The following is an 11,354-nucleotide window of genomic DNA, read 5'->3' as shown; positions in this document are numbered from 1 at the left end:
CTCTATGGGCCATGCTAAACCGCGCACATTTTTACACATCTGCCTGGCTGGTTGTGTGACCGAGCAGGCACTATTGTTGATAACCGCACCGCCAGGAGATAGATAGTTATTTCGACAAAAGCTGGTAGTCAGTTACATAAACAGAAAATAAATTTCACAGTTTTTCATGATATAGCGCAATTTCAGACAGATTGTTGGTTGACTCACGGGGGAGTTCTAGTAAATTTACAAACGGAATTTTCTTTGACTACTGAACAGTTAGGTAACCAATTATGACTATCAAAGTAGGTATTAACGGTTTTGGCCGCATCGGCCGTTTCGTCTTCCGTCTGGCCGCTGAGCGTTCTGACATCGAAGTGGTTGGTATCAACGATCTGATCGACGTTGACTACATGGCCTACATGCTGAAGTACGACTCCACTCACGGCCGCTTCAAGGGCACCGTTGAAGTCAAAGACGGCAACCTGGTTGTCAACGGCAAAACCGTACGTGTTACCGCTGAGCGTGACCCGGCCAACCTGAAATGGGGCGAAATCGGTGTTGACGTTGTTGCCGAAGCTACCGGTCTGTTCCTGACCGACGAGACTGCTCGCAAGCACATCGCTGCCGGCGCCAAGAAAGTCGTTCTGACCGGTCCGTCCAAAGACGCTACCCCGATGTTCGTAATGGGCGTTAACGACGCTACCTATGCTGGCCAGGACATCGTTTCCAACGCTTCCTGCACCACCAACTGCCTGGCTCCGATCGCCAAGGTTCTGAACGATACCTTCGGTATCGAGTCCGGCCTGATGACTACCGTTCACGCTACCACTGCTACCCAGAAGACCGTTGATGGTCCGTCTGCCAAAGACTGGCGCGGTGGCCGCGGTGCGGCTCAGAACATCATCCCGTCCTCTACCGGTGCTGCCAAGGCTGTTGGCGTGGTTATCCCGGAACTGAAAGGCCTGCTGACCGGTATGGCTTTCCGCGTTCCGACTCCGGACGTGTCTGTTGTTGACCTGACCGTCAACCTGAAGAAAGCTGCCACCTACGCAGAAATCTGCGAAGCGATGAAAGCTGCTTCCGAAGGCGCCATGAAGGGCGTTCTGGGCTACACCGAAGACGAAGTTGTATCTACCGACTTCCTGGGTGAGCGTCAGACCTCCGTATTCGACGCCAAGGCTGGTATCCAGCTGAACGACAAATTCGTTAAAGTTGTATCCTGGTACGACAACGAAATGGGCTACTCCAGCAAAGTTCTGGACCTGATCGCTCACATCTCCAAGTAATTTGGGATACGCAATCAAGTAGCTTGAAAAAGGCGGCCATGGGCCGCCTTTTTGTATTCTGGACCGGGATTTTTCCAACCCTCTCTTCTGAATGTGCGCGAGCACAGGAGTCCTCATGCAACCGACACGCTCTCTGACTGCCCACTGTACCCTCAGCCACCACCCGGCTGGCCAACCCCTGCTGACCGTCGACAACGGCTACGCCAAGGCAGAAATCAGTCTGTTTGGCGCCCACGTGCTGAGCTACCAGCGTCACGGCGAACCCGCCTCCATCTGGCTCAGCGACAAGGCGGTACTGGATGGCAGCAAACCCATCCGCGGCGGCATTCCCCTCTGCTGGCCCTGGTTCGGCCCGGCCCCTGCCCGCGTCGGCAGCGGCAAGCCCTCCCATGGCTTTGCCCGCACCAGCCTGTGGACGCTGGACGGTGTCTCCGATCACGGAGACGGAACTTTGGTACACCTCTCTCTGCGTGACAACGAGGCAACCCGTCAGCTCTGGCCTCATGCCTTTGAGCTGGAGCTGGACGTGCTGGTCGGCAAGGAGCTGGCCCTGGTACTGACCACCCGCAACACCGGCAAAGCACCGCTCGTCTACAGCGGCGCCCTGCACACCTACCTGCAGATAAGTTCACCGGAGTCAGTGAGCGTCAGCGGCCTTGGCGAGCCCTATGCCGACAAGCTGACCGGCCAGAATGGCCAGCAGCAGGGCCCTCTGACCCTGAACGGCCCGCTGGATCGGGTCTATTGGCAGCCTGCGGCTCACGTCAGCATCCAGGATGGCGAACGCGAGACCCGGGTAGTCAGCGGCAACCACGACAGCGTGGTGGTCTGGACCCCCTGGCTGGAAGGCGCCCGCGCCATGGCCGACATGAGCGATGATGGTTATCGCACCATGCTGTGCGTCGAAGCCGCCATCGCCAGCGAGGCAGGCGTGACCGTCGCACCGGATGAAGAGCACAGCTTCTCCACCGTGATCATCTGAGCTGGATGAGGTTCAGATAAATAAAGAGGGCTCCCGCGGGAGCCCTCTTTGCATCTCTTTGTCTTGGTGATCAGGCATTGCCCTGGGTCTTGAGCCTGAGCTCGGCGGCGAAGTTGAGCATGCGGTCGAGCGGGATCAAGGCCTTCACCCGCAGATCCTCGTCCACCAGGATCTCGTGACGCTCGGCGCCATCGGTGAGGGCCTCCTTGATGGCCACCAGGCCGTTCATCGCCATCCAGGGGCAGTGGGCGCAACTGCGGCAGGTCGCACCATCGCCACCGGTCGGCGCCTCCACCATCTCTTTCTCCGGGCAGGCCTGCTGCATCTTGTAGAAGATGCCGCGATCAGTCGCCACGATGAGCTTCTGCTGGGGCAGCTCCTTGGCCGCCTTGATCAGCTGGCTGGTAGAGCCCACCGCATCGGCCAGCTCGATCACCGAGGCAGGGGACTCCGGGTGGACTAGCACGGCGGCATCCGGATTCTGCTCCTTCAGCTCACGCAGGGCGCGGGCCTTGAACTCGTCGTGGACGATGCAGTGCCCCTGCCAGCGCAACATCTCGGCGCCAGTCTTCTTCTCGATGTAGGCACCGAGGTGACGGTCCGGGCCCCAGATGATCTTGTGACCCTGGCTGTCCAGATGTTCGACGATCTCCAGCGCGATGCTGGAGGTGACCACCCAGTCCGCCCGCGCTTTCACCGCCGCCGAAGTATTGGCATAGACCACCACGATATGGTCGGGATGGGCGTCGCAGAAGGCGGAGAACTGCTCGATGGGGCAACCCAGATCAAGCGAGCACTCGGCCTCCAGCGTCGGCATCAGGACTCGCTTGTGGGGGCTCAGGATCTTGGAGGTCTCTCCCATGAAGCGCACCCCGGCGACGATCAGGGTCTGTGCCTCATGATCGCGGCCAAAGCGGGCCATCTCGAGGGAGTCGCCGACGAAGCCACCGGTCTCCTCCGCCAGCGCCTGGATCTCGGGATCCGTGTAGTAGTGGGCGACCAGCACCGCCTTGCGTTCCTTGAGCAGTGCCTTGATGTCTGCGATCAGGGTCGTCTTCTGCTCGGCGCTCAGGGGAAGGGGCTTGGCCGGAAACGGATAGTCCATCTCGACTACCGGCGGGACATTGTTCAGTGCATTGCTCATTGCGACTGTTCCATCAACGCTTGGAAAGGCAAAAATTATAACCAGAAGCCGCGCACAAACCCATCAACAAATCCGGTGCTGCACAAGTGTCCGAATATACTCAAGTAATTCGTTGTCATTCTTGCCAAAGGAGTTGTCGAATGAAACAACGTTCCCTCAAAACCAAGCTGCTATTGCTCACCATGGGGCTGTTTCTCGCCAGTGGCCTCGCCATGACCCTGATGCAGTCCTCCTCGCTGAACACCCTGCGCAGCAACATCGTCAGCCAGACCCGCCAGGCGCTGGAGCAGGAAGTCTCCCGTACCCTGCAGTTCCAGGCCGAACGCTATGCGGTGCAGATCGCCGACCTGCTGCAGCAGTCCTATCAGGTGCCGCTGGGCATGGCGGCCCAGCTGGAGGGCAGCATGGCGCAGCCGGACAGGCTGCTGAGCCGCCCCCAGGTCGAGACGCTGCTCCAAAGCCGACTGCAGCAAGCGGGCGGTATCAGTTCCATCTATGCCCAGTTTGAACCCGACGGGTACGACGGCCAGGATGCCAGCTGGCAAGCCGGCGCCTCCCACTCCGTCGTCGGCAAGGGCAGCCTGGAAATTTATTTCACTCGCGACCAGGGCGGCCAGATCAGCCAGCAGCCGGTGGATGCCGCCACCAGTGCCGCCAAATACGATACCTCGGTCAACGAGTTCGGCATCCGCAACAGCGAATGGTACCTGTGCGGCCGCGACACCCTGCGCCCCTGTCTGATGGAGCCCTACCTCTACGAGATAAGCCCAGGCAACAAGATGCTGATGACCAGCCTGACGGTGCCCGTTCTGAAAGCCGGCAAGTTTGCCGGCATCACCGGCGTCGACATGAACCTGCCCATCTTCCAGCAACTGGCCGAGAACCTCGGCAAGAGCCTGTATGACAACCAGGCCGAGGTCACTCTGGTCAGCAAGATGGGCCTCATCGTCGGCAGCAACCGTCACGCCGACAAGCTGGGGCGGCCGCTGACGGAAGCCGGCCTCACCGCCCCCACCGGCCAGGAGCAGGACACCGAGACCGACTTCATCCTGCAACAACCGGTCAGGATCGACGCCGCCGATACCCAGTGGTGGCTGATGCTCAAGGTGCCCAAGGCGCTGGCCCTCAGTCAGGCCAACACCATCAGCAACCAGCTTGGCGACTTGCTGCAGGCCACCCAGCAGCAACAGCTGATCGCCATCGTCGTCATCACCCTGCTGGCGCTGGCGCTGCTCATCTGGTTCATCCAGACCATCACGGCCCCCCTCTCCCTCATCAGCCGCCATGTGTCCCACCTCTCCAGCAACGAGGGGGACCTGACCCAGCAGATGAGGATAGACACCCACCAGGAGCTGATCGAGCTGGGCGGCCACCTCAACGCCTTCCTCGGCAAGTTGCGCGGCATGGTTCAGGGCAGCAAGCAGATTGGCCAGCAGGTGCACCAGCAGGCTCAGGGCATGAAGCAGACGGCCGATACCATGCGCAGCAGTCTGGACGAGCAGAGTCTGGAGCTGGAAAGCGTGGTCAGTGCCATGCATCAGATGAGCACCACGGCGGTCAGTGTGGCGGGCTATGCCGAGCAGGCAGCCCAGGAATCGGAGACGGCCACCCATCACATCAGCACGGCCCAGCAGACCCTGAGCCGGGCCCGCACCGAGATCCACTCCCTGGTTGAAGACATGCACCTCGCCGACAAGGCCGTCGCCCAGGTGGCCCAGCGCAGCACCAACATCAGCCGCATTCTCGACGTGATAAGAGCCATTGCCGAGCAGACCAACCTGCTGGCGCTCAATGCGGCCATCGAGGCGGCGCGGGCCGGCGACATGGGGCGCGGCTTTGCCGTGGTAGCGGACGAAGTGCGGGCGCTGGCCAACAAGACCCGGGAGTCCACCGACGAGATAGGTCAGCTCATCGGCAGCCTGCAGACCGAGGTCAACAGCAGCCAGCAGTTGATGAGTACCGGCATCACTCGCTCGGCCAGCACGGTGGAAGGGACGGAGCAGGCCTTTGAGGCCCTCAATCAGGTGGTCACCCAGATCCAGCAGATCCACGATCACATTAGCCAGGTGGCCACGGCGGCCGAGCAGCAGAGCGCCGTCAGCGACACCATCAACCAGAATCTGATGCGGATCGGCGACGCCGCCACCACCCTGGGGCAGGAGGCCAACGCCAGCCATCACCTGAGCGAGCAGCTGGAGCAGGCCGCCACAGCACTGGCCACCCAGCTCGAGCGGCTGAGAACCTGATGCCGAACGGCCATAAAAAAAGCCCGCATTGCTGCGGGCTTTTTCAATCTGGTGGTCGTTACTGGGATCGAACCAGTGACCCCCTCCTTGTAAGGGAGGTGCTCTCCCAGCTGAGCTAAACGACCTGGGATTCTGAAATGATGGTGGGTCGTGCTGGATTCGAACCAGCGACCAATTGATTAAAAGTCAACTGCTCTACCGACTGAGCTAACGACCCATCTAAATCATTTTTTACAAACTTGGTGGTCGTTACTGGGATCGAACCAGTGACCCCCTCCTTGTAAGGGAGGTGCTCTCCCAGCTGAGCTAAACGACCTGGGATTCTTGAAATGATGGTGGGTCGTGCTGGATTCGAACCAGCGACCAATTGATTAAAAGTCAACTGCTCTACCGACTGAGCTAACGACCCATCTAAATCATTTTTTTACAAACTTGGTGGTCGTTACTGGGATCGAACCAGTGACCCCCTCCTTGTAAGGGAGGTGCTCTCCCAGCTGAGCTAAACGACCTGGGATTCTTGAAATGATGGTGGGTCGTGCTGGATTCGAACCAGCGACCAATTGATTAAAAGTCAACTGCTCTACCGACTGAGCTAACGACCCATCTAAATCATTTTTACAAACTTGGTGGTCGTTACTGGGATCGAACCAGTGACCCCCTCCTTGTAAGGGAGGTGCTCTCCCAGCTGAGCTAAACGACCTGGGATTCTTGAAATGATGGTGGGTCGTGCTGGATTCGAACCAGCGACCAATTGATTAAAAGTCAACTGCTCTACCGACTGAGCTAACGACCCATCTAAATCATTTTTACAAACTTGGTGGTCGTTACTGGGATCGAACCAGTGACCCCCTCCTTGTAAGGGAGGTGCTCTCCCAGCTGAGCTAAACGACCTGGGATTCTTGAAATGATGGTGGGTCGTGCTGGATTCGAACCAGCGACCAATTGATTAAAAGTCAACTGCTCTACCGACTGAGCTAACGACCCATCTAAATCATTTTTTACAAACTTGGTGGTCGTTACTGGGATCGAACCAGTGACCCCCTCCTTGTAAGGGAGGTGCTCTCCCAGCTGAGCTAAACGACCTGGGAATTCTTGTGGCCAGATTGGTGGGTCGTGTAGGGATCGAACCTACGACCAATTGATTAAGAGTCAACTGCTCTACCGACTGAGCTAACGACCCACACCGACTTGCCTGGCACACTGCTTGCCTTGGCAAACAGTTTAAAACTGGTGGTCGCTACTGGGATCGAACCAGTGACCCCCTCCTTGTAAGGGAGGTGCTCTCCCAGCTGAGCTAAGCGACCTGGGAATGCTGTCTCCACCTGGTGGAGAGAATGGTGGGTCGTGCTGGATTCGAACCAGCGACCAATTGATTAAAAGTCAACTGCTCTACCGACTGAGCTAACGACCCTCACCACGACCAGAACCGACTGCAATACTGCACCGGCTCTGACGGCGGCCTATATTACGGATTTATCATCCTGGCGCAATAGAAAAATCTTAAATTCAATCTGTTTGTTCATTGCGCATACAAAGCGGGGCTGTATTTACAAGACTGTTACGAAAACAGTGACATGCAGCAATGTTACAGCTTGCTCAAACTCTGCTTGGCCAGTTGGGCCGGCGAGGTGTTGGGATAGCCCTTGATCACCTGCTCATAGAAGTTCTTCGCTTCCGCCTTCTTGCCGTCAAGCTGTGCCAGCATGCCCAGCTTCAACAGCGCATCGGCTCGCTTGGGCGACTTGCTGAACTTGGTTGCCACCGTGGTGAACTGGGCAGCAGCGCCGGTCCGGTCCCCCTTGTTGAACAACAGCTGACCCAGCCAGTAATGGGCATTGGGGACATAGCTCGAGCTTGGATACTGTTTGATGAACCCTTCGAAGGCGGGGATGGCCTTGTCGTAGTTCTTCTCCTTGAGCACCATGTTCACGGCCGCATCGTAGGCCTGGTTCTCATTCAGATTGGTCGAGTAGTTGGCCGCAGCAGCCGGTGTCGCGCTCGCAGCAGCGGCTGCCGGGGCTGCTGGCGTAGCAGCAGGCTGGCTGTTGGCCACCTTGTCGAGCTCCTGATAGAGCTGACGCTGACGCTCTTGCGACTGTTCCATCTGGTAGGTCTGCTGTTCCAGCTGACCGCGCAGCTCGGAGACTTCCCCCTGCAGGGAGTCGACCTGCTGCTGCAATTCAGCTTGCAGCCGCAGACGGGCATTGAGGGTGCGTTCCAGCAGGGCAACCCTGTCTTCCAGGCTGCCGGTGGGCACTATAGCGCCGTTGTTGCCGCTAAGGACAACACCGCCACCCGAGTCACCGCTCAGATCGCTGACGGGAGCCGCCGCCTGCGCATTCAGAGCAACCAATACGGCCAGCGCAACAACAGCTTGCTTGTACACAGATTTCATTCGGATCAAACCTTAGCGTTTAGGGCAAATAAAACGGCCAGCGCCATCGTCGCTCGCTTATGCAGATTTCATTCGGATCAAACCTTGGCGTTTAGTGCAAATAAAACGGCCATCGAAATGGCCGCTTGCATATAAACGAACTTCGTTCGGTTTAAACCTTAGTAAACCAGAACCGCACGGCGGTTTTTGGCAAAGGCATCCTCGGTGTGGGACATGTCCAGCGGCTTCTCTTCGCCATAGCTGACGATGGAGAGCTGCTCGGCCTGCACACCCAGGGTTTGCAGATACTTGGCAACGGCCTTGGCACGACGCTCGCCCAGGGCGATGTTGTACTCCGGAGTACCGCGCTCGTCGGCGTGACCTTCGATCAGGACTTTAACGCTCGGGCGCTCGCGCAGGTAGCTGGCGTGGGCATCCAGCAGATCAGCATACTGACCCTGGATATCGTAACCGTCGAACGGGAAGTAGATCACGTTGTCACGTTGCAGCGCTTCGAACTTCTGACGCATCTGCTCTTCCGGGGACAACATGCCGTTGGCGCCGCCGGTTTGTACACCGCCCATGCCGTCGGTCATACCTGACTCAGCGCCAGCGGCGTCAGAATCAGAAGAAGAGCTACAAGCGGCCAGGGTGAACAGTGGCAGTGCGATGGCCAAACCCTTGAGCAGTTTATTGAGTTGCATGCTATTTCCTTAAACCTTTATAACAAAACAAAAAACAATTGGATTTTTATCAATTCAAGAAGGGCGACCAAGCTGGTGCACGAATTTCACCGCTACTGGTCGGAAGCACAGCCTTGAAGCGACCATCAGTCGACACCAACGCGAGACTCTTACGACCCTGATAGATGGTGGCATAAATGATCATGCTGCCATTGGGAGCCACACTTGGCGACTCATCCAGCGCACTCTGGGTAAGGACCAGCAGGGCATTGTTTTCCATGTCCTGGCGGGCAATACGGTACTGCCCCTGAACACGAGTCACCATCACCATGATTTTGCCATCAGGAGTGATGGATGCGCCCTGGTTGGATTCACCTTCCCAAGTCATCCGGCGAGTCATACCAGTCGCCAAATTTACGCTATAAATCTGGGGTTTGCCACCACGTTCAGAGGTGAACAACAAATTTTGCCCGTCCGGCATCCAGGAGGGTTCGGTGTCGATCACCCGGCTGGTTGTGACGCGGGTCAGCTGCTTGCTAGCGACATCAACCACATAGAGGTTCGGTGAACCATCCTTGGAGAGAACGATAGCCAGACGACGACCATCCGGCGACCACTCAGGTGCACCGTTGATCCCGCGGAAACTGGTGATCAGGCTGCGCTGCTGGGTGTAGATATCCTGCACGTAGATCTCGGACTTCTGGTTCTCGAAACTCACGTAGGCCAGCTTGCTGCCATCCGGCGACCAGGCCGGGGACATCAGCGGCTCGCGGGAGCGCAGCAGGGTCTTCTCGTTGTAACCATCGTAGTCGGCGATGCGCAGCTGATACGGGAACTGGGTGCCCTGCTGGACGGAGACATAAGCCAGGCGGGTCAGGAAGGCCCCACGCTCGCCGGTCAGACGCTCATAGACGATGTCGGAGATGCGGTGAGCGAACTGACGCATCTGGGCGCCCGGGATGGTCGCCATGCGGCTGTCCAGGATGTAGCCGTTGCTCTCGCCACCTTGCGCCTTGGCCAGCTGGCCCTTCAGCACGTCGACCAGCTCGAAGTTGATCTTGTAGGTACCGTCACCGACAGCGGCAATGGAACCGACCACCACGGCCTCGACCCCTTGCGAAGCCCAGGGTGCAAAGTTGATTTCGCCGCTGGTGCTCGGCGTCTGCGGCATCTGGCCACGAGCCAGCGGCTTGAACTTGCCGCTACGCATCAGGTCGTTGGAGACCACTTCCGCGATGTCCTGCGGCAGCTGGCCATTGCCTTCCCACTTGAAGGGGGCGACCGCAATGGGTCGGGCACTGTCGATACCGCCAGTGATGACGATGTCCAAGGCCGCCTGGGCGCTCTGGCCCAGCAACAAACAGCCAACCAAAGCAAAAAACACTTTTCTTATCATGGCTTAAATACTCGGTTCCAAAAAAATGAGAGATTAACTTCCTTTCTCGGCAAGATGCTGCCAACCACGCTACACGATTTACCTTACCCAGGCCTTAGATGCTCGGTTCCAACTTGAGGTTGAACTCCTTCAACATCTCGAACGCCGCAGGATCCTTCGGCACCGGCAGTTGGTTGGCCTTCAATACGGCCGCCTTGCCGGAACGACATACCGCCGGGTCACCCTGGCCGTTATCTACCGAGATGACAAAGCCAGTGCTCGCAAGACGTACGCCGATAGTACATGTTTTGCCCCGCATGGTGGGATCCAAAATCATATATCGCTCAACAGTCGCCTTGATGAGTGCCGCGTATTTGTCGACCTCGCCCTGCGCTGCAGCAGATGCCGCCTGACTGCGGGCATTGGCCTCAGCCGCCAGCTGCTGCTGCATCATGTCTTCCATCTCTTTTTGCAGCTTGGCCTCCTCGGCCGCCTTGCGCTTGCGCTCTGCCGCGATCTTGGCCTGCTTGTCGGCCTCCGCCTTGGCTTTCTTCTCTGCGTCAGCTTTTGCCTTCTTGGCGGCCTCTTCCTTGGCCTCCTTGGCTTTCTTGTCGGCTTCCGCCTTGGCCTTTTTCTCGGCCTCCGCCTTGGCTTTCTTGTCCGCTTCGGCCTTGGCTTTCTTCTCAGCCTCCTGCTTGGCCTTCTTCTCGGCTTCCGCCTTCTTGGCTGCGTCCGCCTTGGCCTGCTTCTCTTCGGCCTCTTTCTTCTCTTGTTCCTTTTTCTTCTTCAGCGCCAGCGCCTTGCTCTCTTCTTCCGCGGCCTTGCGCTCGGCTTCCACCTTCTTGGCTTTCTGCTCTTCCAGCTTGCGGGCTTCCTCGGCCTTCTGGGCCTTCTCTTCCGCCTGCTTCTGCTCGGCTACCTTCTTCTGCTTTTCAGCCTCGGCCTTGCGGGTGGCCTCTTCGGCCTCCTTGCGCTTGGTCTCGGCGATACGCAGCCGCTCCTGCTGCTGGGCCAGCTCGCGCTTGGCGATGTCCGTGTCTTCCTTATCCTTCTCTTTCTCTACCTTCTGCGGCTTGGGCTGAGACTTCTGCTGCTGGATCTGCTTGGCCTGCTCGTTGAGGAAATTCTCGTCGAGCATGACGGCATTGACGATCTGCCCCTTCGACTCGGGTCGCTTCGGCTTGCTGAAGTCGAGCCCGACAAACAGGATGATGCCGATGATCAGGTGCAGCAGAAGCGACGCGATGAGATAACCGGAAATACCACGCTTCACATCCATCTC

The 11,354-nt window shown here is 58.1% G+C and carries 8 protein-coding genes and 14 tRNA genes; 3 read left to right on the top strand and 19 right to left on the bottom strand.

Going from position 1 to position 11,354, the window contains the following annotated elements:
* Nucleotides 1-272 precede the first annotated feature (272 nt).
* Together gap and ACPW75_RS00505 are read left to right on the top strand one after the other, a co-directional pair.
* Entirely contained in the window at nucleotides 273-1,268 is a 996-nt protein-coding gene (gene gap / locus ACPW75_RS00510) for a type I glyceraldehyde-3-phosphate dehydrogenase (protein ID WP_011707358.1), read from the top strand.
* Nucleotides 1,269-1,383: 115 nt separating this feature from the next.
* Nucleotides 1,384-2,250 (top strand): D-hexose-6-phosphate mutarotase, encoded by an 867-nt coding sequence (locus ACPW75_RS00505; protein ID WP_077097404.1) that lies wholly within the window; start codon nucleotides 1,384-1,386, stop codon nucleotides 2,248-2,250.
* A gap of 70 nt (nucleotides 2,251-2,320) precedes the next feature.
* Here ACPW75_RS00505 and nadA read toward each other — a convergent pair whose 3' ends face one another.
* Nucleotides 2,321-3,394 carry a quinolinate synthase NadA gene (gene nadA, locus ACPW75_RS00500; RefSeq protein ID WP_045789014.1) on the bottom strand — a complete coding sequence of 358 codons (1,074 nt, stop codon included), beginning with the start codon at nucleotides 3,392-3,394 and terminating at the stop codon, nucleotides 2,321-2,323.
* Between the two features lie 140 nt (nucleotides 3,395-3,534).
* Here nadA and ACPW75_RS00495 point away from each other — a divergent pair, with 140 nt between their 5' ends.
* The gene (locus ACPW75_RS00495; RefSeq protein ID WP_077097406.1) at nucleotides 3,535-5,640 is read left to right on the top strand and encodes a methyl-accepting chemotaxis protein; all 2,106 of its coding nucleotides are present in this window, start codon (nucleotides 3,535-3,537) and stop codon (nucleotides 5,638-5,640) included.
* Nucleotides 5,641-5,689: 49 nt separating this feature from the next.
* On the opposite strand, the gene ACPW75_RS00490 is transcribed toward ACPW75_RS00495, so the two are convergent.
* The 18 genes from ACPW75_RS00490 to tolA form a co-directional block, all read right to left on the bottom strand.
* Nucleotides 5,690-5,765: transfer RNA gene (locus tag ACPW75_RS00490), tRNA-Val, on the bottom strand.
* 16 nt (nucleotides 5,766-5,781) lie between these two features.
* Nucleotides 5,782-5,857, bottom strand: a tRNA-Lys gene (locus tag ACPW75_RS00485).
* A gap of 23 nt (nucleotides 5,858-5,880) precedes the next feature.
* Nucleotides 5,881-5,956: transfer RNA gene (locus ACPW75_RS00480), tRNA-Val, on the bottom strand.
* A 17-nt stretch (nucleotides 5,957-5,973) separates the two neighbouring features.
* A tRNA-Lys gene (locus ACPW75_RS00475) sits at nucleotides 5,974-6,049 on the bottom strand.
* Between the two features lie 24 nt (nucleotides 6,050-6,073).
* Nucleotides 6,074-6,149 (bottom strand) — tRNA-Val (locus ACPW75_RS00470).
* Nucleotides 6,150-6,166: 17 nt separating this feature from the next.
* Nucleotides 6,167-6,242, bottom strand: a tRNA-Lys gene (locus ACPW75_RS00465).
* Between the two features lie 22 nt (nucleotides 6,243-6,264).
* A tRNA-Val gene (locus ACPW75_RS00460) sits at nucleotides 6,265-6,340 on the bottom strand.
* Between the two features lie 17 nt (nucleotides 6,341-6,357).
* A tRNA-Lys gene (locus tag ACPW75_RS00455) sits at nucleotides 6,358-6,433 on the bottom strand.
* A gap of 22 nt (nucleotides 6,434-6,455) precedes the next feature.
* Nucleotides 6,456-6,531: transfer RNA gene (locus tag ACPW75_RS00450), tRNA-Val, on the bottom strand.
* A 17-nt stretch (nucleotides 6,532-6,548) separates the two neighbouring features.
* Nucleotides 6,549-6,624, bottom strand: a tRNA-Lys gene (locus tag ACPW75_RS00445).
* 23 nt (nucleotides 6,625-6,647) lie between these two features.
* Nucleotides 6,648-6,723, bottom strand: a tRNA-Val gene (locus tag ACPW75_RS00440).
* Between the two features lie 21 nt (nucleotides 6,724-6,744).
* A tRNA-Lys gene (locus tag ACPW75_RS00435) sits at nucleotides 6,745-6,820 on the bottom strand.
* 48 nt (nucleotides 6,821-6,868) lie between these two features.
* Nucleotides 6,869-6,944 (bottom strand) — tRNA-Val (locus ACPW75_RS00430).
* 31 nt (nucleotides 6,945-6,975) lie between these two features.
* Nucleotides 6,976-7,051 (bottom strand) — tRNA-Lys (locus tag ACPW75_RS00425).
* A gap of 174 nt (nucleotides 7,052-7,225) precedes the next feature.
* A complete protein-coding gene (ybgF, locus tag ACPW75_RS00420; protein ID WP_024945827.1) occupies nucleotides 7,226-8,035 on the bottom strand; it encodes a tol-pal system protein YbgF in 810 nt (269 codons plus the stop codon).
* Between the two features lie 158 nt (nucleotides 8,036-8,193).
* A complete protein-coding gene (pal, locus tag ACPW75_RS00415; RefSeq protein WP_005304908.1) occupies nucleotides 8,194-8,718 on the bottom strand; it encodes a peptidoglycan-associated lipoprotein Pal in 525 nt (174 codons plus the stop codon).
* A gap of 49 nt (nucleotides 8,719-8,767) precedes the next feature.
* Nucleotides 8,768-10,093: a Tol-Pal system beta propeller repeat protein TolB gene (gene tolB, locus ACPW75_RS00410; protein WP_011707363.1), complete on the bottom strand. Its 1,326-nt coding sequence runs from the start codon at nucleotides 10,091-10,093 to the stop codon at nucleotides 8,768-8,770.
* Between the two features lie 94 nt (nucleotides 10,094-10,187).
* The gene (gene tolA, locus ACPW75_RS00405) at nucleotides 10,188-11,351 is read right to left on the bottom strand and encodes a cell envelope integrity protein TolA (protein ID WP_011707364.1); all 1,164 of its coding nucleotides are present in this window, start codon (nucleotides 11,349-11,351) and stop codon (nucleotides 10,188-10,190) included.
* Between the last annotated feature and the right edge of the window lie 3 nt (nucleotides 11,352-11,354).

The sequence above is a fragment of the Aeromonas sp. FL131 genome (assembly GCF_049860615.1).
GTDB lineage: Bacteria > Pseudomonadota > Gammaproteobacteria > Enterobacterales > Aeromonadaceae > Aeromonas > Aeromonas hydrophila.
This window is presented reverse-complemented; position numbering and strand designations above follow the sequence as displayed.

What these genes read in the sequence shown, in the direction of transcription:
- nadA (WP_045789014.1), bottom strand. Translation starts at nt 3,394, where the DNA reads ATGAGCAATGCACTGAACAATGTCCCGCCGGTAGTCGAGATGGACTAT.
- ybgF (WP_024945827.1), bottom strand. Translation starts at nt 8,035, where the DNA reads ATGAAATCTGTGTACAAGCAAGCTGTTGTTGCGCTGGCCGTATTGGTT.
- gap (WP_011707358.1), top strand. Translation starts at nt 273, where the DNA reads ATGACTATCAAAGTAGGTATTAACGGTTTTGGCCGCATCGGCCGTTTC.
- pal (WP_005304908.1), bottom strand. Translation starts at nt 8,718, where the DNA reads ATGCAACTCAATAAACTGCTCAAGGGTTTGGCCATCGCACTGCCACTG.
- ACPW75_RS00495 (WP_077097406.1), top strand. Translation starts at nt 3,535, where the DNA reads ATGAAACAACGTTCCCTCAAAACCAAGCTGCTATTGCTCACCATGGGG.
- ACPW75_RS00505 (WP_077097404.1), top strand. Translation starts at nt 1,384, where the DNA reads ATGCAACCGACACGCTCTCTGACTGCCCACTGTACCCTCAGCCACCAC.
- tolA (WP_011707364.1), bottom strand. Translation starts at nt 11,351, where the DNA reads ATGGATGTGAAGCGTGGTATTTCCGGTTATCTCATCGCGTCGCTTCTG.
- tolB (WP_011707363.1), bottom strand. Translation starts at nt 10,093, where the DNA reads ATGATAAGAAAAGTGTTTTTTGCTTTGGTTGGCTGTTTGTTGCTGGGC.